The 23,892-nt window shown below is 53.3% G+C and carries 19 protein-coding genes and 1 pseudogene; 9 read left to right on the top strand and 11 right to left on the bottom strand.

Features of this window, described 5'->3' with window-relative positions; genetic code table 11:
- Positions 1–78: 78 nt before the first annotated feature.
- Positions 79–1,206 (bottom strand): annotated as a pseudogene (locus LF929_RS08865) (PQQ-dependent sugar dehydrogenase).
- 270 nt (positions 1,207–1,476) lie between these two features.
- Between LF929_RS08865 and rimO the strand changes: the two are divergent.
- Both rimO and sanA read left to right on the top strand, forming a co-directional pair.
- Positions 1,477–2,880: a 30S ribosomal protein S12 methylthiotransferase RimO gene (gene rimO / locus LF929_RS08860; protein ID WP_210175803.1), complete on the top strand. Its 1,404-nt coding sequence runs from the start codon at positions 1,477–1,479 to the stop codon at positions 2,878–2,880.
- A 188-nt stretch (positions 2,881–3,068) separates the two neighbouring features.
- Positions 3,069–3,824, top strand: coding sequence for an outer membrane permeability protein SanA (gene sanA, locus LF929_RS08855; protein WP_210175804.1), 756 nt, complete (start codon positions 3,069–3,071; stop codon positions 3,822–3,824).
- Between the two features lie 3 nt (positions 3,825–3,827).
- Here sanA and yeiB read toward each other — a convergent pair whose 3' ends face one another.
- Positions 3,828–4,973: a DUF418 domain-containing protein YeiB gene (gene yeiB, locus LF929_RS08850; protein WP_226093581.1), complete on the bottom strand. Its 1,146-nt coding sequence runs from the start codon at positions 4,971–4,973 to the stop codon at positions 3,828–3,830.
- Between the two features lie 11 nt (positions 4,974–4,984).
- Between yeiB and LF929_RS08845 the strand changes: the two genes are divergently transcribed.
- Complete coding sequence (locus LF929_RS08845) at positions 4,985–5,131, top strand: hypothetical protein (protein WP_210175809.1); 147 nt, start codon at positions 4,985–4,987, stop codon at positions 5,129–5,131.
- Here LF929_RS08845 and folE read toward each other — a convergent pair.
- The 4 genes from folE to LF929_RS08825 form a co-directional block, all read right to left on the bottom strand.
- Entirely contained in the window at positions 5,122–5,790 is a 669-nt protein-coding gene (gene folE / locus LF929_RS08840; RefSeq protein WP_012885004.1) for a GTP cyclohydrolase I FolE, read from the bottom strand. The two genes, LF929_RS08845 and folE, sit on opposite strands and share 10 nt — an antisense overlap.
- A 213-nt stretch (positions 5,791–6,003) precedes the next feature.
- A complete protein-coding gene (locus LF929_RS08835; RefSeq protein ID WP_226093582.1) occupies positions 6,004–7,689 on the bottom strand; it encodes a methyl-accepting chemotaxis protein in 1,686 nt (561 codons plus the stop codon).
- A gap of 380 nt (positions 7,690–8,069) precedes the next feature.
- Positions 8,070–9,731, bottom strand: a complete 1,662-nt coding sequence (locus LF929_RS08830; RefSeq protein WP_210177318.1) for a methyl-accepting chemotaxis protein — start codon at positions 9,729–9,731, stop codon at positions 8,070–8,072.
- A gap of 508 nt (positions 9,732–10,239) precedes the next feature.
- Positions 10,240–11,904, bottom strand: a complete 1,665-nt coding sequence (locus LF929_RS08825; protein ID WP_368678966.1) for a methyl-accepting chemotaxis protein — start codon at positions 11,902–11,904, stop codon at positions 10,240–10,242.
- A 531-nt stretch (positions 11,905–12,435) separates the two neighbouring features.
- Between LF929_RS08825 and LF929_RS08820 the strand changes: the two genes are divergently transcribed.
- The 4 genes from LF929_RS08820 to LF929_RS08805 all read left to right on the top strand — a co-directional run bounded on the left by LF929_RS08820 (position 12,436) and on the right by LF929_RS08805 (position 15,943).
- Entirely contained in the window at positions 12,436–13,299 is an 864-nt protein-coding gene (locus LF929_RS08820; protein ID WP_038908225.1) for a LysR family transcriptional regulator, read from the top strand.
- 96 nt (positions 13,300–13,395) lie between these two features.
- The gene (locus LF929_RS08815) at positions 13,396–14,517 is read left to right on the top strand and encodes an S-(hydroxymethyl)glutathione dehydrogenase/class III alcohol dehydrogenase (protein WP_038904626.1); all 1,122 of its coding nucleotides are present in this window, start codon (positions 13,396–13,398) and stop codon (positions 14,515–14,517) included.
- Between the two features lie 20 nt (positions 14,518–14,537).
- Positions 14,538–15,383 carry an S-formylglutathione hydrolase gene (fghA, locus tag LF929_RS08810; protein ID WP_276514387.1) on the top strand — a complete coding sequence of 282 codons (846 nt, stop codon included), beginning with the start codon at positions 14,538–14,540 and terminating at the stop codon, positions 15,381–15,383.
- A gap of 347 nt (positions 15,384–15,730) precedes the next feature.
- On the top strand, positions 15,731–15,943 hold the full coding sequence (locus tag LF929_RS08805; protein ID WP_016942516.1) for a KTSC domain-containing protein: 213 nt from the start codon (positions 15,731–15,733) through the stop codon (positions 15,941–15,943).
- Between the two features lie 54 nt (positions 15,944–15,997).
- Here LF929_RS08805 and LF929_RS08800 read toward each other — a convergent pair whose 3' ends face one another.
- The gene (locus LF929_RS08800) at positions 15,998–17,086 is read right to left on the bottom strand and encodes an oxidoreductase (RefSeq protein ID WP_210174879.1); all 1,089 of its coding nucleotides are present in this window, start codon (positions 17,084–17,086) and stop codon (positions 15,998–16,000) included.
- Positions 17,087–17,347: 261 nt separating this feature from the next.
- On the opposite strand from LF929_RS08800, the gene LF929_RS08795 reads away from it, so the two are divergent.
- Both LF929_RS08795 and LF929_RS08790 read left to right on the top strand, forming a co-directional pair.
- Entirely contained in the window at positions 17,348–18,859 is a 1,512-nt protein-coding gene (locus LF929_RS08795; RefSeq protein WP_038908228.1) for a sugar ABC transporter ATP-binding protein, read from the top strand.
- Positions 18,860–18,942: 83 nt separating this feature from the next.
- Positions 18,943–19,863 carry an ABC transporter permease gene (locus LF929_RS08790; RefSeq protein WP_226093153.1) on the top strand — a complete coding sequence of 307 codons (921 nt, stop codon included), beginning with the start codon at positions 18,943–18,945 and terminating at the stop codon, positions 19,861–19,863.
- 165 nt (positions 19,864–20,028) lie between these two features.
- Here LF929_RS08790 and LF929_RS08785 read toward each other — a convergent pair whose 3' ends face one another.
- From LF929_RS08785 to LF929_RS08770, 4 genes are read right to left on the bottom strand one after another with little or no spacing between them, the layout of a single operon-like run.
- Positions 20,029–21,102 (bottom strand): alpha/beta hydrolase, encoded by a 1,074-nt coding sequence (locus LF929_RS08785; RefSeq protein ID WP_210174881.1) that lies wholly within the window; start codon positions 21,100–21,102, stop codon positions 20,029–20,031.
- On the bottom strand, positions 21,099–21,836 hold the full coding sequence (locus tag LF929_RS08780) for a 2-oxo acid dehydrogenase subunit E2 (RefSeq protein WP_038908231.1): 738 nt from the start codon (positions 21,834–21,836) through the stop codon (positions 21,099–21,101). The genes LF929_RS08785 and LF929_RS08780 overlap by 4 nt, the downstream gene beginning before the upstream one ends.
- Complete coding sequence (locus tag LF929_RS08775; RefSeq protein WP_152490388.1) at positions 21,814–22,059, bottom strand: acyl carrier protein; 246 nt, start codon at positions 22,057–22,059, stop codon at positions 21,814–21,816. The genes LF929_RS08780 and LF929_RS08775 overlap by 23 nt, the downstream gene beginning before the upstream one ends.
- A complete protein-coding gene (locus LF929_RS08770; RefSeq protein WP_226093137.1) occupies positions 22,056–23,804 on the bottom strand; it encodes an HAD family hydrolase in 1,749 nt (582 codons plus the stop codon). The genes LF929_RS08775 and LF929_RS08770 overlap by 4 nt, the downstream gene beginning before the upstream one ends.
- Positions 23,805–23,892: the final 88 nt, after the last annotated feature.

Below are 23,892 nucleotides of genomic sequence, written 5' to 3'. Positions count from 1 at the left end.
TTGCATCTCGTTGATTACATCTCGCCTGACGTCATCGCTTGTCGTGCGCCCCAAGCCGGGCGCACATCCATATCCGCATCAGTAATCCGGTAGCCCCACCTTCAACAACTTGCCATTATCCTGATCGGTCAGCACATACAGATAACCGTCTGGCCCGACTCGTACGTCGCGGATACGCTCCCCCAGTTCCGTCAGTAGACGCTCTTGCGAAACAATGCGATCGCCTTCCAGTGACAAACGAATCAGGCTGGTTCACGCCAGTGCGCCGATAAATAGCGAGTGACGCCAGGCAGGAAAACGGCTGCTGTTATAAAATGCCATACCGCTGATAGCTGGCGAGACTTTCCAGTAATAGACAGGCTGGGTCGTGCCCGCCACTTCCGCCCCTTGAAATTCCGGGATTTTCTGCCCTGAGTAGTCGATACCATAGGTCGCCAATGGCCAACCGTCATTCTCTCCCGGTTGGGGGATATTGATTTCATCGCCGCCACGCGGCCCGTGCTCACTTTCCCACACATCGCCAGACCACGGATTAAGCGCCAGTCCTTGTGGATTTCGCAATCCGTAGGCCCAGATTTCCGGCCGGGCACCGGAGTGATTCACAAAGGGATTATCGATGGGAACACCCCCATCCGGCGTAAGGCGCACCAGTTTACCCTGCAGGCTTCCTAAATCCTGAGCCAGCATCCGTTGCTGGTTTTCGCCGAGTGCGATAAACAAATGACCTTGTTTATCAAACACCATCCGCCCGCCAAAATGGGCACCGGTCGAGCGCTTCGGCAGTTGCCTGAAGATCACCGTAAAATGATTCAGCCGCTGCATATCATCCGATAGCACGCCAAATCCTACTGTGGTTCCCGCCAGCCCTTGCGGTCCGGCTTCGGCATAACTCAGGTAGACCCGGCGATCCTGACGAAAATTCGGCGACAACACCACATCCAGCAAACCACCTTGCGAATGTGCAAACACGGCTGGCACACCGTCTATCGGCGCAGAAAGCCCCTTACCGGCTTGCCAACGCCGCAACTGACCTGAACGTTCCGTCAGCAACAAGCCTTGATCGTCCGGCAAAAAGGCCAGCGACCAGGGGTGATCAAGATTATCCTGCAACACAGTAACGGTCGGCGCAGCCAGCAGCCCCGCAGAAAACAGCCAGCTTGCCGCCAGTACCGGCAAGGTAAAAAAACGAAAGCGGGGAAACAACATGCCATGCTCTCCCAGTTATTGGTGGTAGCGATACACTCGTCACATGAAAAACGATGCAGAAGGTAAAATTAGCAGACGGTAAAATTAATAGCATGCTGGCCTCAGCCATCAGGCAGAATTTACTCAAATTTGCATCCTGCCTATCACCGCCCCCCGAACTGACGTAGACCCGAGCACTGATTGTTTTATAATCACACAGGACTGTTTCCTGACGGCGATTCAGGTATAATCCGCCGCATTTTTCCGCCCCAACCCGATGTATGAGACGCTATGACTGTTAACACCTTCGATCCCACACAAACCACCACACTGTCGGCACCGCAAAAAGCGCTGAATGATCAATCCACTGACGCCAGCAAAGATTTGTCTCGCAAAATTGGCTTTGTCAGCCTCGGTTGCCCCAAAAATCTGGTGGATTCGGAGCGAATTCTGACCGAACTGCGTACCGAAGGGTATCAGGTGGTGCCGAGCTACAACGATGCCGATCTGGTTATCGTCAATACCTGCGGTTTCATCGATAGCGCGGTACAGGAGTCGCTGGAAGCCATTGGCGAAGCGCTCAATGAAAACGGCAAAGTCATTGTGACCGGTTGTCTGGGGGCGAAAGAGAATCAGATCCGTGAGGTGCACCCCAAAGTACTGGAAATCACCGGCCCACATAGCTACGAGCAGGTGCTCAACCACGTGCATCATTATGTTCCCAAACCGGAGCATGACCCGTTTACCAGTTTGGTGCCGGCTCAAGGGGTCAAACTGACGCCGCGCCACTACGCTTACCTGAAGATTTCCGAAGGCTGCGATCATCGTTGTACCTTCTGTATTATTCCGTCGATGCGTGGTGATTTGGATAGCCGCCCTATCGGTTCGGTGCTGGATGAAGCCAAACGACTGGCGGAAGCTGGTGTGAAAGAACTGTTGGTCATCTCTCAAGACACCTCTGCCTACGGTGCTGACGTCAAACACCGTACCGGGTTCTGGAACGGTCAGCCGGTGAAAACCAGTATGGTCAGTCTGTGTGAGCAATTATCGACGCTGGGGCTGTGGGTCCGTCTGCACTACGTGTATCCCTACCCGCATGTGGATGATGTGATCCCACTGATGGCAGCAGGCAACGTGTTGCCATATCTGGATATCCCGCTGCAACACGCCAGCCCGAAAATCCTCAAGCTGATGAAACGCCCCGGTGCGGTAGAACGCACGCTGGAGCGCATCAAGCGCTGGCGCGAGATCTGCCCGGACCTCACCTTGCGTTCAACGTTTATCGTTGGCTTCCCCGGTGAAACGGAAGAGGACTTCCAGATGCTGTTGGATTTCCTGCAAGAAGCACAGTTGGATCGCGTGGGTTGTTTCCGGTATAGCCCGGTTGAAGGTGCCGTGGCGAACAACCTGCCAGATCAGGTACCAGACGACGTGAAAGAAGAGCGTTACCATCGTTTCATGCAGGTACAGCAGCAGATTTCCAGCCAGCGTCTGCAGGCCAAAGTCGGCCGGGAATTGAAAGTGTTGATCGACGAGGTGGACGAAGAAGGTGCGATCGGTCGCAGCATGGCGGATGCGCCGGAGATCGACGGGGCGGTCTATCTGAACGGTGAAAACCGGGTCAAGGTGGGCGATCTGGTGACAGTCAAAATTGAACATGCCGATGAATACGACCTGTGGGGTTCACTGGTCTAATCGTCTCGACAACTGGCCGGGGATCACTCGGCCAGTGATGCATCCCATCCTGATCTTGCTCAAAAAAACAGCGCAACTGACGACTTCCAGACAGTTCGCCTTGCGTCGTTTCAGTACCTCAAGTAGCCTTGCCTGATGATTACCGACGCCATAATGACTCTTTACTCCATGCGGACGAAGGCAGCAGCATGTGGAAACGCCTGATATTCGGTCTTTTCGCCACCATTCTGGTGTTAGCCTGCAGTGCTTTTCTGCTTGATCGCTGTATCAGCTGGCGCACCGCACCTTATATCTACGAGGATGTAGAGGATTTGCCGCCACGTCAGGTTGGGGTGGTCTTGGGTACAGCCAAGTACTATCGAGCGGGTGTGATCAACCAGTATTACCTGTTTCGTATTCAGGGTGCGCTCAACGCCTTTAACAGCGGCAAAGTCAGTTATTTGCTACTCAGTGGCGACAATGCCCAGCACAGCTATAACGAGCCGATGACCATGCGGCGCGACCTGATCGCCGCCGGGGTTCCCCCTGCCAGCATCGTGCTGGACTATGCTGGTTTTCGCACGCTGGATTCCATCGTCAGAACCCGCAAGGTATTCGATACCAACGATTTCACGATCATTACTCAGCGCTTCCATTGCGAGCGCGCGCTATTTATCGCGCTGCACAAGGGTATTCAGGCACAATGTTTTGCTGTCCCCTCACCGAAGGATATCTGGCAGGTACGATTACGGGAATTTGGTGCCCGGCTTGGCACCCTGTTTGACTTGTATGTTCTAAAACGTGAACCCCGCTTCCTGGGGCCACAAGTGCCGATTCCGTCCGAATACAAAATTTCGCATGACGAACCCAGCTACCCGGCGGTGCCGCCAGAATTCATGACCGACCAGGAGTCGAAAGTAGAACCGCCGCTACGCCAGAAGCCAACAACATCCCCTCCCCGCTAGTCATCACTCATTGGCTGACTGCGCTGAAACCGGACCGGCGACTTTGGCTGTCAGCAAGTGCCACAACCACTCAACTGGCCCTTGTCGGAACCTGCCCAACCAAAGGCGTGCTACCAGCAGATTGCACAGCCAGACGGGCGGCACCAGCAGCAGCAACTGCCAGCGGTCAAAGTGCATGAACCCGCCCAGGCGATTAAACAGCGTGGTACAAATCAGGGTTTGCAGCAAATAGCTGCTCAGCGCCATACGCCCGACACTGGCTATCCAACGGGTAAGCCGCCAGTTCGTCAACGTCGGCCAATATCCGTAGCACAACGCCAGATAGGCAATCGCCTGCAGCGGTGCGCCAGTCTCTCGCGGAATTTGCAGCAACAGGCCACACCAGCGATAGTCCCACTGCAGTTGCCACTGCGCGATCACACCGGCCCCATTAATCAGCAGCGCCAGCGGCAACACCCACAGGGCAACGCGCCGATAATGCTGCAGGCTAAACTGGCCTCGCAGCCAACCGCTGCGCATTAACGCGGCCCCCAGCAACATCGATCCGGCCAGCAACCAGCCATACTGAATCCCCAGCGACAGCAAGCTTTCATTCAGTAATGACAGCCGGTTTCGCCAGGCCTCCGGCCCGCCCTGCGTTAACCACCAGGCTTCATAATTCACCTCGGCAAGCCCGGGTTGCCAGAAACTGCCGCCCTCCTGGCTCAGCACCTGGCTCAAGACCACCAGCATCGCCAGCCCCATCAGATACAGCGCCACACCGGTACGCAGTAGCATGCGGGTACTGTCGGCATGACGCAGCATGCCGTAACTTACCAGCCCAATCAGGCCATAATCCAGCAGAATGTCACCGTCCCACATGAAAATCGCATGCAGCAGACCGAAAATCATCAGCCAAAACAATCTGGCATGAATCCAGCGTTTACCGCGTCTTAGCAGCAGTTGCAACCCAGCACCAAACAACAGGGCAAACACCGTGAGAAATTTTCCCTGCGCCAGCATGTCCATCAACGCCCACGCCCAGACATCCGCCGTAGAAGGCGGCCCCTGCCACGCCGGGTTAAGATAAGCCGCATGGGGCAAACCAAATGAAACGATGTTCATCAATAGAATGCCAAGCATCGCCAGCCCACGGGCGAAGTCCAGCATAGGGATACGAGATGAAGAAGGCGGCGTTGGCGACATTGTTTTCAGCAAATACCGGGACGTGTGCGCAAATTGTAGTGACTGGGACAACAAATGCCCATGCTTTTCTGGCGATGGCGATTAACTGCCAGAAAAACATCGGCAATACCGATCAATTATGATGATGGCGCACCGCGCGCAGAAACTCCTGACGGGTATTCTGACTGGATTTAAACAGCCCCCCCAACGACGTTGTCGTGGTGGCACTGGTGGCATCACGAATTCCACGTGCTTTAACGCAATAATGCACAGCGTCAATCGATACCGCCACGTTATTGGTGCCAAGCAGTGTCTGCAACGCAACCAGAATTTGCTGCGTCAGACGTTCCTGAACCTGTGGGCGCTGAGAGAAAAACTGTACGATCCGATTGATCTTAGACAGCCCAATCACACCGTCTTTCGGAATGTATGCCACGGTGGCTTTGCCATCAATCGTCACAAAATGGTGCTCGCATGTGCTGGTCAGTGTGATGTCACGTACCGTCACCATTTCATCGACTTTCATCTTATTTTCGATGATAGTGATTTTCGGGAAATTGGCGTAATCCAGGCCGGAAAAGATCTCTTCCACATACATTTTGGCGATGCGGTGAGGGGTCTCAGCCAGGCTATCATCCTCCAGATCGAGGTTCAGCAGGTTCATGATTTCCGTCATGTGCTCAGCAATCAGGCGCTTACGGGTTTCACGTTCCAGCATTTCGCCGCGCAGTGGGGTTTCCAGTCCACGCGCCAGTAACGCCTCGTGAACCAGGGCCGCTTCTTTTGTTAATACAGCCGACATGTTTTTCTCCAGCAGGTGTTCTCACTCTAACGTTGCCCGAGGCCAACGTCGGCCACAACTCTAATGGAGTGACTGATGATTATCCAGCGATTGTGTGCCATGGCTGATGAAAAGACTTCAACTTGCCATCCTGTCATCACGCACCCCTGCCATCGTGACGAGTGCTGCCGCATCCACACCGATGAATGCGGCAGACGTTAACCCATGGTGGCGTTAGAATTTCTCCCAGTTACCCTGCCCACTGCTTTTACCGGCTGGTGGCAACGCGGGTGCCGTCGCTTTAAGTGACGGACGTTTGAGTGCCAGATTGTCTGCCTGCCTCTGATTCCCTGTCGCCGAACGGTATTCGGTGCCAAGATGGAAGACCTCCACCGCCTGCGTCAGTTGCCGTGCCTGCTCTTCCAGTGAGGAAATCGCCGCCATTGCCTGTTGTACCAGGGTCGCATTCTGCTGGGTCACACCATCCATTTCATTGACTGCCTGACCGATTTGCGAAATCCCACGGCTCTGTTCATCTGACGCAGAGGCAATCTCACCAATCAGATTACTGACGTGCGATACCGTGTCGATAATCGTCTGCATCGCTTCCCCGGCCTGCTTGACCTGTGTTGAGCCCACATCCACCCGGGATACCGATTCCGCAATCAAGCCTTCAATCTCTTTGGCTGCCTGAGCGCTGCGTTGTGCCAGGCTACGCACTTCGCCTGCGACCACAGCGAACCCTCGTCCCTGCTCGCCGGCACGGGCCGCTTCCACCGCAGCGTTCAGCGCCAGAATATTGGTCTGGAAGGCAATACCGTTAATGACTGAGGTAATATCGCCAATCTTGCGGGAGCTGGCGGTAATGCTGTCCATCGTTTCCACCACAGTATTGGTGATTTTCCCACCTTGTATCGCCGCGTCGGAAGCCTCCTGCGCCAGCTTGGTAGCCTGATGGACGTTTTCTGCGTTGTGCTGCACGGTAGAGCTCAGTTGCTCCATGCTGGCAGCGGTTTCCTGCAACGCCGATGCTTGCTGCTCGGTTCGTCCGGAGAGATCATTATTGCCTTGCCGGATTTCGGTCGCCCCCTGATAAATCGCCTCGGTGGTATCACGAATCAGCGAGACAGTCTCTTTCAAACTCAGTTGTAGCTTTTTGATGTCGGGAATCATACGCCCGGCACAGTTACGGCCGAACTCTTCCAGATGCTGATCGAGCCGACCGGCGATCAGTTTGCCGAGGTGCGCCTGAATTGCTGTAACAGGATTGACCAGATACCGGGTCAGATAGCGTTCACTGATCAGGAAAATGATCACACTGATAATCAGTGCCAGTATTAAGGTATTCCGGGTCCAGTCGTTATGCGTGTTCACTGCCCCCAGAAAATCCGTATTCGTCACTGCCGCCGTATATTTCTGCGCCGCATCACCAAATGCCCAACTGGCTGGCGGATACACTTTGCGAAATACGCTGCGAAACGCCTCCAGATCGTTTTTCTGCAACGCAGAATACATGGGGTCAATGGCGGTGGAAAGAAGTGTAGACCAGCTGGCTACCATTTCATCGGTAATTTTCTTATCCACACCAATTTGTGGTGCTGTCTTAAATTTTTCCAGCGCACCTTTGGTATTCTTAATAGCTGTCAGCGCCATATCTAATGTTTTTTTAGCATTCTCGGCATCGTTGAACTGCAAATAATCCATCACACGTGCCATTCGGGTAACAGAGCGGAAATATTGGTCATTGCCATAGGTAAGGTAGCTGTGAGTTTTGCTCTGGGTCGAGTTATCATTTAACAGCAGCGTGACCTGGTTTAACGAATACAGGCTGTAACCGGATACACTCCCCCAGAGCACCACAAAAAACCCCATAATAAATAACATCATGACTCTTATACTGATATTTCTTAGAAAAGACATAATTAACTCCCGAATGTTATTTGACGTTTTCCAGGATTTGCTGAATAGCAGAGAGTCCTTTACTCATTAATACGACAGTCGCTCTATCAGAACGCACAGCACCCAATATCACCACAGGGTTCGTCATATAGCGCAAATGATACCGGTTGGTAGTTATAAGCAGGATGAGCACTATGCGCACACACGTTCTGATTTACCAGCAAGTATAGGCAGGGATAGAAAAAAGGAGATGACGCAGCCGGTTATTCGTATAAAAACCATGACAGAAAAACAGCAATATCACGCGATAGTCACACTCTCGCTATTTATATGCTTCTTCAATAAAAAAATGCACCGGCAAGCCGGTGCATTCAACGTAGAACATGAACATCTCTACAAACTCAGAAGGTTTCCCAGTCGCCGTGCGATGACCGGGCTGGCAGCGCCGCCGTTTTCGATGCCGGTCGTTTCAGCGCCGGTGTCGCGGTGCGTGGCGTGTGTAACACCGCCGAGGCTCCCAGGTCAAACGACGCCACTGCTGTCGCCAGATTCTGTGCCTGCTCATCCAGCGAGGCCGCCGCCGCAGACGCTTCCTGTACCAGCGCCGCGTTCTGTTGCGTCACCCCGTCCATTTCCGTTACCGCCTGACCGATTTGCTCGATACCCCGGCTCTGTTCATCAGACGCTGCTGAAATCTCACCCATCAGGTCATGCACCCGTGAGACTGAGGAGATAATGCCCTCCATCGCGCTGCCCGCCTCGCGTACCAGTGTCGAGCCTGTATCTACCCGGCTGACCGATTCACCGATCAGCGTTTCAATCTCTTTCGCCGCCTGCGCACTGCGCTGCGCCAGATTTCTCACTTCACCCGCTACCACCGCGAAACCACGCCCTTGCTCACCGGCCCGGGCCGCTTCCACCGCCGCGTTCAGCGCCAGAATGTTGGTCTGGAAGGCAATGCCGTTAATAACGGTGGTGATATCCGCTATCCTGCGGGAGCTGTCCGAGATACTCTGCATGGTGGTGACTACATTGTCGGTAATGTTCCCACCCTGGCGCGCCATCTGCTGCGCCTCTTCCGAAATCTGCCGCGCCTGGCGCACGTTATCGGCGTTATTTTTTACCGTTGACGTCAGTTCTTCCATGCTGGCGGCGGTTTCCTGCAGCGCAGCCGCCTGCTGGTCGGTACGGCGTGACAGTTCATCATTCCCCTGGCGGATTTCACTGGTACCGGTATAAATCACCGCCGAGCTGTCGTGGATAGTCTGCACCGTATCACGCAGGTTGTGTTGCATCGCCCGGATGTAGGGGATCAACTGACCGGCACAGTTACGGCCGAACTCTTCCAGCTCCACACCCAGTTTGCCGCTGGCCAGCAGTTCCAGATGGCGTTTGATCTGACCAATCGGTTTAACCAGATAGTTCACCAGATAGCGGTCACTCAGGAACAGTACGATAACGCCTGCAACTAACGCGAACATCAGCATAGTTTTATTAATGGCAATGTGACTTCCTACCGCTAAAATCGTTTCGTCAGATTGAATCGCTACGGCATATTTCTCTGCAATATTGCCAAACTCCACACTCAACGGCGGATATTGTTTACGGAACAGCTGGCGAAAATCCTCCATGTTGCCACTTCTAGCCGCCGCCAGCATGGGCTCGATACCAGCCTGAAGTAACCGTCCCCACACATCGGTCATTTGCTGTACGACTGCGTTGTCGACCCCGATATGCTCGCTGCGTTTAAACTGTTCCAACGCGTCCTGACTGTTTTTCAGTGCAACACCTGCTGAACTGAATGTTTTCTGTGCATTTTCCGTATCCCCCGTCTGCAAATAGTCCACCGCACGCAGCATCCGGGTTACAGAGCGAAAATACTGATCGTTGCCTTTGACCAGCATGGAGTAACTTCTTTTTTGTGACATATTGTCATTCAGCAGCTCATTCATGTCGCCAAATGAGTTCAGAGTATAAACAGATACCACTCCCCAGATAACGGTAAATAGCGTCAGGATAATTAACAGCATTCTTCTGACGGTGATGTGTCTTAAAATATTCATAATAGACTCCGGATAATTAGTCGCGCCTTCAGCGCTTGCTTAGTCATAGCCACCGGTGTTTGGTTATTCCCCAGCTCAAATAATGAGCAACTTTTTAAGCTGCTCACCTGACTCGTATTGTGACAAGAAAAACCCTGGCTAAATTTTCTTAAAAACTGAATGATATTTTTTAATTCCGGCATGCGGTACGGTTAAATAAAACCGTGTTTCCTTTTTATCTATTCACTTTCATTCTACCACGTCTGCCAACACGTTCACTGTGTTTTCATGGTTAACACTACAGGACAAAAATTAAGTGAGCCTTAAATAAACAAAATAAAAATGACAATGATCACGTTATCTCATTTTCAACAATTTTATTTTTAATTTCCTACGTTACTGTTTTTTGAATCTTAAATGAACCTTAAATGGTTGAGACATGTTTCTGTATGACTCACCGGCCCCACAGACAGCCAAATGCACCGGCAAGCGGTGCATTTTCGTATAAAGCAGGATGGTCTGTGTAGGCTCAGAAGGTTTCCCAGTCGCCGTGCGATGACCGGGCTGGCAGCGCCGCCGTTTTCGATGCCGGTCGTTTCAGCGCCGGTGTCGCGGTGCGTGGCGTGTGTAACGCTGCCGACGCAGCCCCCAGGTCAAACGACGCCACCGCTGCCGCCAGACTCTGTGCCTGCTCATCCAGCGAGGCTGCCGCCGCAGAGGCTTCCTGTACCAACGCCGCGTTCTGTTGCGTCACCCCGTCCATTTCCGTCACTGCCTGACCGATTTGCTCGATACCCCGGCTCTGTTCATCCGACGCTGCTGAAATCTCACCCATCAGGTCATGCACCCGTGAGACCGAGGAGATAATCCCCTCCATCGCGCTGCCCGCCTCGCGTACCAGTGTCGAGCCCGTATCTACCCGGCTGACCGATTCACCGATCAGCGTTTCAATCTCTTTCGCCGCCTGCGCACTGCGCTGCGCCAGATTTCTCACTTCACCCGCTACCACCGCGAAACCACGCCCCTGCTCACCGGCCCGGGCCGCTTCCACCGCCGCGTTCAGCGCCAGAATGTTGGTCTGGAAGGCAATGCCGTTAATGACGGTGGTGATATCCGCTATTCTGCGGGAGCTGTCCGAGATACTCTGCATGGTGGTGACCACACTGTCGGTAATCTTCCCACCCTGGCGCGCCATCTGCTGTGCTTCTTCCGAAATCTGCCGTGCCTGACGCACGTTATCGGCGTTATTTTTTACCGTTGACGTCAGTTCTTCCATGCTGGCGGCGGTTTCCTGCAGCGCAGCGGCCTGCTGGTCGGTACGGCGTGACAGTTCGTCATTCCCCTGGCGAATTTCACTGGTACCGGTATAAATCACCGTCGAGCTGTCATGAATGGTCTGCACCGTATCTCGCAGGCTGTGCTGCATCGCCCGGATGTAGGGGATCAACTGACCGGCACAGTTACGGCCGAACTCGTCAAGCTCCACACCCAATTTTCCACTGGCCAGCAGCTCCAGATGGCGTTTGATCTGACCAATCGGTTTTACCAGATAGTTCACCAGATAACGGTCGCTCAGGAACAGTACGATAACGCCTGCAACTAACGCAAACATCAGCATAGTTTTATTAATGGCAATGTGACTTCCTACCGCTAAAATCGTTTCGTCAGATTGAATCGCTACGGCATATTTCTCTGCAATATTGCCAAACTCCACACTCAACGGCGGATATTGTTTACGGAACAGCTGGCGAAAATCCTCCATGTTGCCACTTCTAGCCGCCGCCAGCATGGGCTCGATACCAGCCTGAAGTAACCGTCCCCACACATCAGTCATTTGCTGTACGACTGCGTTGTCGACCCCGATATGCTCGCTGCGTTTAAACTGTTCCAACGCGTCCTGACTGTTTTTCAGTGCAACACCTGCTGAACTGAATGTTTTCTGTGCATTTTCCGTATCCCCCGTCTGCAAATAGTCCACCGCACGCAGCATCCGGGTTACAGAGCGAAAATACTGATCGTTGCCTTTGACCAGCATGGAGTAACTTCTTTTTTGTGACATATTGTCATTCAGCAGCTCATTCATGTCGCCAAATGAGTTCAGAGTATAAACAGATACCATTCCCCAGATAACGGTAAACAGCGTCAGGATAATTAACAACATTCTTCTGACGGTGATGTGTCTTAAAATATTCATAATAGACTCCGGATAATTAGTCGCGCCTTCAGCGCTTGCTTAGTCATAGCCACCGGTGTTTGGTTATTCCCCAGTTTAAATAATGAGCAACCTTTTAAGCTGCTCACCTGACTCGTATCGTGACAATAAAAACCCTGGCTAAATTTTTAAAAAATGAATAACACTTTTAAATTTCGGCATGCAATATGGTTAAATTAAATCACGTTTCTTTTTTATCTATTTTGTAAAGCATGAAAACACTCGGAATGCTTTCATCGTTAAAACTACAGGTTAAAAATTAAGTGAGCCTTAAATTGAAAAATAAAAGTCACCGGTTGATAGTGAATCTGTATCCCCTACATGTCAGGGATATTAATCGGGTAATCACTTACGTTATTAAAAATATGCCGTGCTCACAGAATAGATTCCGACAAAATGCCCGGGTGTATATATCAGCAGGCTGGCACGACCCGGGTTGTCAGCCGCCGTTACAACCGCTACACTCAATAGAAATAAACAACTTAACATGACTTATTCACGAAAAGAGAACATATGGACCTGACTCAACTGCGCATGTTTTGTCTGGTGGCGGAAACCGGTTCTCTGGTGCGAGCTGCCGCCCAGCTTGGCCGCGTGCCGTCTAACCTCACCACCCGACTGCGCCAGTTGGAACAAGAACTGGGGACCGATCTGTTTATTCGTGAACGCCAACGTGTCCGTCTTTCACCGGCAGGCCATAATTTTCTGTGTTATGCCCAACGTATTCTGTCACTCAGTGATGAAGCGCTGGCCATGGCGCACACCAGTGAACCCGCCGGTCTGTTTGCGTTGGGGGTGGTAGAAAGCCTGCTTATCACAGCGCTACCCGAACTACTGGCGTTATATCATCGCCGTTACCCCCAGGTTCAGGTAGCGCTGCGTAGCGATACCTGCGGCGCATTGCTGGAAGCCGTGAATGCGGGCGAGCTGGCAACCGCGCTGATCACCGGCCCGGTCACCCATGATGCCATCAACAGTTGCCGCATTTTTTCACAGCAGTTAGTGCTGATTACCACAGCAGATATTCCGCCAGTGTCCCAGGCCTCACAGGTCAAACACCTGCCTTTGCTGACGTTCTCCGCCGGGTGCGGCTACCGACAGCGACTGGAAGGCTGGTTTCGTGGGCAAGGCATCACCCCGACTGCTATCGTGGAATTCCCATCGTATAGCGCGCTGCTGGCAGGCGTTGCAGCAGGAAGTGGCGTGGCGATGGTGCCGATCGACGTTCTGAACGCCCTGCCTGCCGGACAGCAGGTTCAGACTCACCCATTACCGGGCGATGTGGCGTCGGTCACCACCTGGCTTATCTGGCGACGGGATGCGTTTGGCCCCAACGTCGAGGCACTGAAAAAACTGATGATTGAACTCGGCACCTGATGCCTCACCGTCAACAGGCCGAGTCAACTCGCTAGAGAGTGACTGTTATCTATAGACCTCACAATACCTCACTATACCTGTACAAGGAGCTTCACCATGCAAATGATCAAAACCCGTGCCGCCATCGCCTGGGGCCCCAACCAACCGCTGTCAATCGAAGAAGTGGACCTGATGCCGCCGCAGAAAGGCGAAGTGCTGGTGCGTATCCTCGCCAGCGGTGTCTGCCATACCGATGCCTACACGTTATCCGGCAAAGACCCGGAAGGCGTATTCCCGGTGATCCTCGGCCATGAGGGTGCTGGCATCGTCGAAGCGGTGGGAGAAGGCGTTACCAGTGTTGCTGTCGGTGATCACGTCATCCCGCTCTATACCCCTGAATGCGGGGAGTGCAAATTCTGCCGATCAGGTAAAACTAACCTGTGTCAGGCTATTCGCGCCACACAGGGTAAAGGCCTGATGCCAGACGGTACCCACCGTTTCTTTAAAGACGGCAAACCGATTTTCCACTACATGGGAACCTCAACGTTTGCAGAACGTACCGTCGTGGCGGAAATCTCGGTGGCAAAAATCAGCAAAGACGCGCCACTGGAAGAAGTCTGTCTGTTAGGTTGCGGCGTCACGACCGGGATGGGGGCGGTGACCAATACCGCTAAAGTGAAAGCCGGTGATACGGTGGCGGTATTTGGTCTCGGGGGGATCGGGCTGTCTGCCATTATTGGTGCCAAAATGGCCGGAGCCGGTCGCATTATCGGTATCGATATCAACACCAGTAAATTTGATCTGGCACGCAAACTGGGCGCGACCGACCTCATCAACCCGAAAGACTACGACAAGCCGATTCAGGAAGTGATTGTCGAGATGACCGACGGCGGCGTGGATTTCTCTTTCGAATGTATCGGTAATGTCAACGTGATGCGCTCCGCGTTGGAGTGTTGTCACAAAGGCTGGGGGGAATCGGTGATTATCGGTGTGGCAGGCGCAGGCGAAGAGATCGCGACCCGCCCATTCCAACTGGTGACCGGGCGTGTATGGCGCGGCTCCGCGTTTGGCGGCGTCAAAGGTCGCAGCCAACTGCCGGGGATCGTCCAACGCTATCTGGATGGCGAGTTCCAGCTCAATGACTTTATCACTCACACCATGCCACTTGAGCAAATCAATGAGGCATTTGATCTGATGCACGAAGGCAAATCCATTCGTTCTGTGGTGCATTTCAACTGATGACGGAGAACCCACTCGCCATGACGACATCACTGGAATTGCTGGAAGAACACCGGTTATTCGGCGGCTGGCAACGGCGCTATCGCCATGCTTCCACCACACTGAATTGTGACATGACCTTCAGCGTGTTTTATCCGCCTGTGGCCGGAGATACCCCGCCGCCCGTGTTGTACTGGCTGTCGGGGCTTACCTGCAACGACGAGAACTTTACCACCAAGTCCGGTGCTCAGCGCTTCGCAGCCGAACTGGGACTGGTGTTGATTATGCCGGATACCAGCCCTCGCGGTGACAACGTACCGGACGATGCGCAGTACGATCTGGGTAAAGGTGCGGGCTTTTACGTCAATGCGACCCAGGCACCCTGGGATCGACACTTCCGAATGTTCGACTATATCAGCGATGAATTACCTGCACGGGTACGTCAGCACATCAGCGCCAGCGACAGGCTTTCCATTAGCGGTCATTCGATGGGGGGACACGGCGCACTGATGATGGCACTGCGCCATCCCGGCCGGTTTTGTTCTGTATCGGCCTTTGCCCCAATCGTCAACCCGACGCAGGTGCCCTGGGGGCAAAAAGCCTTCAGCGCTTATCTGGGGGATGACCCACAACATTGGTTGGACTATGACAGTTGTCACTTGCTCGCCCACAGCGACTCGCCGCTCCCCACGCTTATCGACCAGGGCGATGGTGACAGTTTCTTGCCTGTGCAACTTCAGCCCGAGCAGCTAGAGACGATCGCCCATACCCGCCAATGGCCGTTGACGTTGCGTATACAGCCCGATTACGACCATAGTTATTATTTCATCGCGAGTTTTATTGAAGATCATCTGCGTTTTCATGCAAAACACTTGCATGAAAACTAACCGGAGTTGTTTAATAACATCACCTCACAGAACGGGATGGTTCATCGTGGGCTGTCGCGATCTGTGGTGATGTCGTATTTAGCCAGTGTGATCGCCACTGATTGATGGGAATCGACGCTGAAGGTCATCATGAACGTCGGGATAATTCCTGTCGCTGTGGCATCCACTGCTAGCGTGTAGTGTCGGAGTACAGATTAAAAAACAAGGAGATATTTCTCTCATTTTTTGTCTGTTTTTATGGTGCATACCGGCCCTTGGGAGGTCGGAACTGATCAAAACACCACAGCGTGTAACATTACTGTTGTATTTAACGTTGTATTGCAACCACTAACAGGGAGTAATTTGTTTTGGAACGCAAACGAGTATCTTCCAGCGAGCTGTTTGCCGTGGGGTACGATTCGGAAAACCGCATATTAGAAGTAGAATTACTGAACGGTAGTCTGTATCAGTACAAAAACGTGGCACTGATGATTTATGAAGAGCTGATGGCATCTAACGCCAAAGCACGCTACTACGCACGTTACATCAGGAACTCCTTTCCGTATGACAAGTTGCAGTAACCCTGCCAGACACCACATCAACGGGGCGAGGTGGTAAACCGCCCCGTTGTTTTATCATGCGCCCGCCTGTTCTACCGCGCGAAACGCTGCCAGCAGCGTACCGGCATCTGGCACACCGGGTAAATAATGAATGGATTCGCCTGCCTGCAATGTTCGCGTGATCACCGCCTGGATTGACGCGTTATCCTCAATATCCACCCCCAACTCGGCCAGCGACACCGGCAACCCGAATACCCGGAACGCTGTTTTCAACTCACGCAGCGTATCGAACTGCTCCAGCAACGCGCATTGCACCAGAATACCGTATGCCACCTTGGTCCCATGCAGAAATGACTCTGTTTGCGGCAACACCGTCAGCCCATTGTGCACCGCATGCGCCGCCGCCACCCGGGTATAACGCTCGCCCAGCCCACCGACCATTCCGCCCCCGGCAATGATCGCGTCGACCACATCCAGAAAATCCTGATTCAGCGTGGCCGCATTCACCGCCTTCAGCGCAGATTCACTCTGGCGCAGCAGCACATCACGGATGTCCTGTGCAGTTTGCAGCCCGAGCCGCACAGTCAGTGATAACGTCTGTGGTTCGGGGCTGAGCACCACCGCCTCATACCATTTAGCCAGCGTGTCACCAATGCCCGCCAACAGGTACGCTGCCGGTGCCGCCAGCAGAATGCGTGGCTCCACCAGTACCAGATGATTGGCATCGGTAAAAATCTCAAACCGCAGCGCCTGCCCGGCTTCGTTATACCAGACAGACAGCGGCGTCCAGGCGGCACAGGTCGCCGCGATAGTCGGTATCGCCACCAGCGGCAAGCCCAGACGACGCGCCACCACCTTGGCGGTATCTAATACCGCACCGCCCCCCACGCCAATCACCACCGTGCGATCAGCGCCCGCCGCCGCGGTTAAGCGCGCAACTTCATTTTCGCTGCAATGCGCGGAAAAGCAGGCCGTGCGAGCCGTCGGCGCGGAAAATGCCGCTGGCAAATAAGGCTGGGCTGCCGCCAGTGCACGCTCACCGTGAATCCAAAATGCACGCGACAGTCTCTCGTGTGGATAAAATTCGCTGAGTTGGTCAATCGCCCCTGGAAAAGAAAAATAGTTGGCCGGCCCTACCTGGACGCGGATGTCAGTTGTACTCATTACGGATACGTTCCTGTTCGACTAGTGAGGGGATAAACGCCCGGTTTACCCGGAAACCCTGTTCGGAGATACCACATTGAAAACCATATTTAGGGATAACGGATCACCGTGTTAATAACGTTTTTGCTTAAGTTATGCTTTTTCATTTCTGTCTTAAGACGTCTGGAGCGCCATTCAGGCATTCCATTCTGCGGTTAATGTGATATTTTTCAACGTCGACATCTCGTCATTATCGCTATTAAGAACACGTTGTTGTCAATTATGTCCATAAACCCGCGATCGCGTCTGGAAATGCGCTACATTTCCATCTCTTTTGCCGGATTCCCGGCCCTCAGACAGGTGAATTTCACGCTGGAAGGCGGTTCTATCCATGCGTTGACTGGCGCTAATGGCGCGGGAAAATCCACACTGATGGCGATTCTTTCTGGCGCTTATGACCATTACAGTGGAGATATTCTGCTGGATGGCGAAAAAGTCGCAATTCATTCTCCACGAGACGCCAAACGCCACGGCATTCATCTGGTGCAGCAAGAAGTGGACGCCGCACTGGTGCCGACGCTGTCGGTCGCGGAGAACATTATGCTGGACCAGTTGGCGCAAAGCGGCCATGTACTCAACTGGTCTGCACTCTATCAACAGGCACAGGCGCTGCTGACACAGTTAGGGGTCAGCATCAATGTTCGCCAGCGGCTGGAGCGCTGCACGCTGGCGGAAAAACAGCAAATCCTGCTGGCGCGTGCCCTCTCTCATCGTTGCCGCTTTTTAATTCTTGATGAACCCACCGCACCGCTTGATCAGGAAGAAAGCGCGCGTTTGTTTGCGGTGGTGCGTCGCCTGCAACAAGACGGTATTGGCATCGTCTTCATTTCACACCGCATTCATGAGCTGAGCGCTATCTGCGACACATTGACGGTATTGCGTGACGGGCAGTTCGTCAGTTGCAGTCCGATGCAAGGACTCAGCGGTGAAGAAATTGTTGAACGCATGCTGGGCCATCAGTTGGATGATATTTTCCCACCACGTCGCCAGCAGCATGACGGCAATGTGTTATTGCAGGTAGACGGCCTGCACGATGACACACTGCTGCACAACATTTCATTGCGTCTGCGTAAAGGGGAAATCCTCGGTATCGCCGGTCTCGCCGGTGCTGGCAAGACGGAACTGTGTAAAGCACTATTCGGTGCAACCCGCAGTCGGGTTGACGCCGGGCACTATCTGGGCCAGCCCTGGCGTCCTACCTCACCGGCTGACGCAGTGCAGCAGGGGATCGCGCTGGTACCCGAAGAACGGCGCAAAGAAGGTATTTTTATTGACGATTCCGTCACCATGAATCTCAGCATCAGCGACTGCGACAGTTTTTCCCGCTACGGACTCTTCGGACACGGTCAGGCACTGGCCTGGGCCCACGCCCTGATCCAGCGGTTGACCATCCGCACCAGCGGGCCGCAGCAGCGCTTGCGACGCCTGTCCGGCGGCAACCAGCAAAAGGTCGCTATCGGCAAATGGTTACGCAGCGACATGCAAGTGTTGATTTTGGATGAGCCCACTAAAGGCGTGGATATCAAAGCCAAGCAGGACTTGTTCACCCTGATAGACTCTCTGGCCCGACAGGGCAAAGGCGTGATTTATGCTTCCGGCGAGTTCTCCGAACTGGTCGGGCTGTGCGATCGCATTTGTGTTCTGTGGGATGGACGCATCGTCGCTGAACTCGACGGTGCCGATGCCGACGAAGAAACGTTGTTACTTTATTCAACCGGAGGAACTCCCGCGTGAGTCAGCCAATCGTATCCAACAGCGCCCCTAAGGACGCGATCCCCTTTCACCATCGTCTGTTCGACCTGTTTTATAAATGGGGAATGCTGATTACCGTCGTCTTGTTGATTGCCCTGTTTGGGCTGGCATCGGACAACTTTCTGGATCCGAACAACATCATCAACATCCTGCGCTCTATCGCCATCGTCACGGTGATAGCGATAGCGGTGTCCATTTCGCTGTCAGTGGGTGGATTTGATCTGTCGGTTGGGTCGACCGCCTCGCTGGCGAATGCGTTGGTGATATCGCTGTTCGTCTGGCATGGCTTTAGCACCACCGGCGCTATCGTTCTGACGCTGGCCTTGTGTTTGTTAGTCGGGCTGTTTAATGCCTTTTTAATCGTGATTCTGCGTATTCCGGACATGCTGGCAACGCTGGCGAGCCTCTTTGTGATTCAAGGGGTCGCCATGACCTACAGTTACGGCGGCTCTATCACTCAGAATATGCTGTTGCCGAACGGCGAGATGGCAGAAGGCGTGATCCCCGAGGTGTTCTCCACCCTTGGTCATGTACCCGTGATTGTGGTGATCATGCTGGTCGTAACCATTCTGGTGCAGTTGTATATGTCGCTCACCAAACACGGCCGACGTATGTACGCCATTGGCGGCAATCCGGAGGCAGCGCGTCTGGCTGGGATCCGCACCGCGCGTTATCGGGTGCTGGCCTATCTGCTTTCATCGCTGTTAGCCGCACTGGGTGGTATTCTGCTGGCATCCCGTATCGGTTCATCGCAGGTCAACGCGGGGGGCGGTTATCTGATGGACGCCGTCGCGGCTGCGTATATTGGCTTTTCGCTGGCTGGTTCCGGTAAACCGAATGCATTGGGTACGCTGGTCGGTGCCGTGATCCTCGGTGTATTACAAAACGGGCTGGTCATGCTGTCTGTGCCCTACTACGCGATGGACATTATCAAAGGCTCAGTACTGGCACTGGCACTGGCGATGACTTATTTTCATAAACGCTAACGCTTGTAGCTCATAGACGCTGACGCTGGTATCAGTCACGTTCTTCCCTCACGCTATGAGGCACCACCGCGCTGCATATAAAAAAAATGGGGCTGGGATCACCGCCCCAAAAAGGCAAAGGGCTAAATCGTTTACACGCTAACGCACTGTGTAACCAGATATCATCTAACGCTTCAGACGCCGCAGAACACCGAATCCCAGCCTGGCGACGCCGGACAGCAGTTGGGACAGATTCAGTGAATTCAGCAGTGACCACAGTAGATACACCCGCACGGTTTTGCCGTAACTGGGTGAACCATGAACATCATCCAGCGACAGAATATGAGTCCTGTTGGATAAGCGGCGGATAGTGTCTGCTTCCACATTCGGGATCACCTCATCACGCAGACTCTGAACGTAATACAGCCTGACCCCGTGGTTGATGTCCCCCGGGTGCATCACGAAGGTGCTATCGAGATACTGAAATATCTTGTCGTCGTCATCGAGTTCCGGGTGTGTTTTCCCCACGTTGTGCCTAATGACCAACCGTGTCACGTAAGGCAACCGCCGGTAAACCTCCCTGTCGTGGTACAACGAATCCAGCGGTGTGCCAGCCATGGTGATGCCCACGATACGGTTGTCGGTCAGGCTGTTCTTGTAGGCGATAAACCCACTGAAGCTCAGGCCGAAAATATGGCACCGAATATCAGCGCGATCCTGTGCGAGATAATCCAGCACATCGCTGTACATACGAAAAGATTGTTCGTTATAGGGCAGTTGGTTTTCTCCCACCCCCGGCATTTCTGTCAGCACCACGGTCACGTCAAACCGCTCGAACAGCCCCACCAGATTCACCCACTGCTCTTTTAACGAGATGATGCCCCCGTTGATAATGATGACGTTATTAGTGTTCTTTTTCCTGACGTAGCACACCTGCCGTCCCTGCGACAGGCTGACCCGCGTTACCGCGCCGCTCTCGATATACTGCTGATGAAACAACCGCTGGCAATGCTGGTTGCATTCATGCTGAAGTGGTGTTTCTGGATAGGGAAAACGCGCCAGATTGTAAAGCGAACAGGCCTTGAGCCACTCGCCTTGCTTTTCATGCTGTTGCGCCTGATGGTAAAACATCTGGCTCCAGCTATGCGGTGCATCATCACCCAGATGATGAATATCCGGCAGAATGGCGCGAGTTTCCGCACCGACGTTCAACACATAGCTGTGTAGCAGCACAAAATTTTTGAGTTCATCAAGCATCATGATGATGGCTCCAGTGCAAAACCTTCCATGTTGCTTTTTATCCGTGTCAGAAATTCTGATGCCAGTCTGCCGTCCAGTACCCGGTGGTCGAAAACCATGGTCAGGTTCACCACCTGTGACAACGCCATGTCATGTGAAGGCCTTTCGTTGATCACTCCCACCGTGAACGTGAACGTGGAACCGGAAATCGGGATACAGGCATCAGGGCCGTTTTTCCCCAGCGATGTCACGGTAAAGCTCCCCCAGGTCTCCGCCTGCAGTTTTGGCGACAGCATGGCCAAACGCAGCAGCAAAGCGGCGAGCCACGTCGGCAAGCGCTGAATAAAACGAATTTTCTTATAATGCTCGCTGGTCGCTGCGTCCTCTTGCTTGAACTGTTGCAGCGCCCGCCCAATCTCGGCAACAGACAGCTTTTCGGTATGCTTGATGACCCGGGAATACACCCCGGATACGCCGTTCAACGTCTTTTCCAGCGTGACCCGGGTACTGATGTCATCCGGACAAATCAGCGTACTGTCGCTACCGAATTTGATCATCGCATTCAGTTGCGGAAATTGGTGCAACGCTTCACTGATCGCCTTGATGGTAATCGCCGTCATATTGCGTTGCATCCCAGCCGCCACAATACGCGAGACATCTATCTCGCGCATGATAGTAATGGCCGGAATACCTCGGGATATCGCCAGAAAAGAGAGCGTCTGGCGTCTTTCCCTAGACACTTTCAGTAACTTCATGGCTCACAACCTTGTAAATGTCATTCAGCGTGGTGCACTGCAATACCTGTTCAACATCGATTTTGACGTTTTGTTGTTTTTCGATTTCCATCAACAGATAGACGAAGGTCAACGAGTCCCATTCCGGGAGAGTAGTTAAATCTTCCTGCGCCTGTTCAATCGCCAGTGCCATGCCAGTTTTGGTGTTGATCAGACTAATAAAGTCGGCCAGTTTCATGCTCATTCCCCTTCTTTAACAGTGACGGTATTGCTGCTCTCAGCCAGCAACGCGGGTACCGGGTCGATAACGTTGAACACATTGCTCGTGGTTTCGGTGAATCCACAATCCGGATAAAAACGCTGGAATTTTTTATTTTTTTCGGTCGGGCCGTACACTGCGCTAACGCGATTAACGCCCCGCTCCTGGCACACGCCGAACAGCCAGCGCATCGCCGCGAACTCGATTTGACGCCCGAAGATACGGCAGCTCATGATGAAGTTGTCGATATGACAGCCATCGCTGTCGAAACGCAGGAATATCGCACCGATGGTGCCGTAGTCGCCGATACGGTCGCGGCATGCCAGCGTAAACGCCTGATACCCTTCCCGAGCCAGGTAGCCCGCCACATCCTGTGAGCTCATCCGTTGCGTCGTCATGTTGAACTGGTTGGTGCGCAGCGTCAGTTGTGATACGCGATCCAACGTGGACTCATCCACCGGCTGGATAGTCAGCGTCATCGCCAGACTGCTGAGAAAGGCGTGGTCGTCTTCAAACTCTTTTTGCAGTTCAGTACGACGCTTGTTCTGCGCGTAGCTCAGATTGCGCATGCGGTCATCGCTACTGATAGTTGGACGCAGGAAATAGTCGGCCGCGATCAGCGTGGCGACGTTCTCTGCCGCATCACCGGAAAAATCCATCACGGTGATATCCGGAATGCGGGCTTTAACTTCCGCACATTCGAACGCTGAGTCATCGATAAACAGCATGTGTTCTGGAGAAATGTTTAACTCGCTGGCAATACTCAGAATGTTGCCGCTTTTCGCCTGCCAATTGGCACAGACCACGGAAAACTTATCCAGCGAAATGCGCATCTCGTCGGCTCGGCGTTTAAACGCCTCTTCCACATTCTCCAGGTTGTTTTTGCTACAAATCGCCAGAATGACGCCTTGATCGTACAGGTTGCGCAGGTACTCCTGATAACGCAGATGCCCGGTGCCGATATGTTTATCGGCCATCAGAATGCCATCAACACCGTCGTCTGCCAGAATGCCCTTCCACAAGGTATTATCCAGATCGCTGACCACGCATTTCAGCGTTTTCCCTAGCGCTTGTCGGATAGCTCCGGCACCAACGCGTGCAATAGCGTCCAACGCGTCCAGACCGACGCCCAGTCCGAGCAGTTGCGCCGTCCGGCTGGTGGCGGGGTCCTCCACCATTCCACCGGCGTCCTGTAAAGAAACCACCGTCACGCGGTCTTCTGTCTGTTCCAACGTCAGGAGATGGTCGTTGAACTCGTTGATCAACTGTTTCACCACCGCTCGCTGATCTTGTGCGATGATCTGTTTGAGTTGCGACTCACCAATATGGATAGTGTTCAGCACCAGGCGGGCATCACAACTGGCAGTAGAAAAATTCAGCAAATACGCCAGTCGTTTTTTTTGCTCGTGGATATTTTCACGGATATCGTCCACCGGCAGCAGAGAACCGATGTCGTTTTCGATAAAAGACGTATCCAGAACGTAGAAATGAAACTGTGCCCCGAACGCTTTGATGTCAGCCGCATTCCCCAACACATGGGGAAAATAGTCGCTGTAAATGCCATCATAAAAAGAAGGATAACAACCCAGGGCATTCAGGTTAAACGTAATCAGGTCATTCAATGCTTTGTGATTGAAGTTACTGAATGTGGCAATATTGACGATGCGTTTTCCTTCCGCCGTTATTTTTTTCGAGGCGGCAATACGGCTCAATGCATTATCCTGTTTCATAAATATCCTTATTCTCCTTGTCCCTGTCAGATTGCAGATGCCCCACTCGCGACGTGACCTGCCTATTTCTCCTGCCTGGCCGTGCCTG

It is taken from the genome of Dickeya oryzae (assembly GCF_020406815.2).
Classification (GTDB): Bacteria; Pseudomonadota; Gammaproteobacteria; order Enterobacterales; family Enterobacteriaceae; genus Dickeya; species Dickeya oryzae.
The sequence above is the reverse complement of the archived record's forward strand: the minus strand, read 5'-3'. Positions and strand labels throughout refer to the sequence as shown.

What these genes read in the sequence shown, in the direction of transcription:
- LF929_RS08820 (WP_038908225.1), top strand. Translation starts at nt 12,436, where the DNA reads ATGGACCTGACTCAACTGCGCATGTTTTGTCTGGTGGCGGAAACCGGT.
- yeiB (WP_226093581.1), bottom strand. Translation starts at nt 4,973, where the DNA reads ATGCTGGACTTCGCCCGTGGGCTGGCGATGCTTGGCATTCTATTGATG.
- LF929_RS08825 (WP_368678966.1), bottom strand. Translation starts at nt 11,904, where the DNA reads ATGAATATTTTAAGACACATCACCGTCAGAAGAATGTTGTTAATTATC.
- LF929_RS08845 (WP_210175809.1), top strand. Translation starts at nt 4,985, where the DNA reads ATGAAGAAGGCGGCGTTGGCGACATTGTTTTCAGCAAATACCGGGACG.
- LF929_RS08785 (WP_210174881.1), bottom strand. Translation starts at nt 21,102, where the DNA reads ATGATGCTTGATGAACTCAAAAATTTTGTGCTGCTACACAGCTATGTG.
- LF929_RS08780 (WP_038908231.1), bottom strand. Translation starts at nt 21,836, where the DNA reads ATGAAGTTACTGAAAGTGTCTAGGGAAAGACGCCAGACGCTCTCTTTT.
- LF929_RS08830 (WP_210177318.1), bottom strand. Translation starts at nt 9,731, where the DNA reads ATGAATATTTTAAGACACATCACCGTCAGAAGAATGCTGTTAATTATC.
- LF929_RS08770 (WP_226093137.1), bottom strand. Translation starts at nt 23,804, where the DNA reads ATGAAACAGGATAATGCATTGAGCCGTATTGCCGCCTCGAAAAAAATA.
- LF929_RS08795 (WP_038908228.1), top strand. Translation starts at nt 17,348, where the DNA reads ATGTCCATAAACCCGCGATCGCGTCTGGAAATGCGCTACATTTCCATC.
- rimO (WP_210175803.1), top strand. Translation starts at nt 1,477, where the DNA reads ATGACTGTTAACACCTTCGATCCCACACAAACCACCACACTGTCGGCA.
- sanA (WP_210175804.1), top strand. Translation starts at nt 3,069, where the DNA reads ATGTGGAAACGCCTGATATTCGGTCTTTTCGCCACCATTCTGGTGTTA.
- LF929_RS08800 (WP_210174879.1), bottom strand. Translation starts at nt 17,086, where the DNA reads ATGAGTACAACTGACATCCGCGTCCAGGTAGGGCCGGCCAACTATTTT.
- LF929_RS08835 (WP_226093582.1), bottom strand. Translation starts at nt 7,689, where the DNA reads ATGTCTTTTCTAAGAAATATCAGTATAAGAGTCATGATGTTATTTATT.
- LF929_RS08775 (WP_152490388.1), bottom strand. Translation starts at nt 22,059, where the DNA reads ATGAGCATGAAACTGGCCGACTTTATTAGTCTGATCAACACCAAAACT.
- LF929_RS08815 (WP_038904626.1), top strand. Translation starts at nt 13,396, where the DNA reads ATGCAAATGATCAAAACCCGTGCCGCCATCGCCTGGGGCCCCAACCAA.
- LF929_RS08790 (WP_226093153.1), top strand. Translation starts at nt 18,943, where the DNA reads ATGCTGATTACCGTCGTCTTGTTGATTGCCCTGTTTGGGCTGGCATCG.
- fghA (WP_276514387.1), top strand. Translation starts at nt 14,538, where the DNA reads ATGACGACATCACTGGAATTGCTGGAAGAACACCGGTTATTCGGCGGC.
- folE (WP_012885004.1), bottom strand. Translation starts at nt 5,790, where the DNA reads ATGTCGGCTGTATTAACAAAAGAAGCGGCCCTGGTTCACGAGGCGTTA.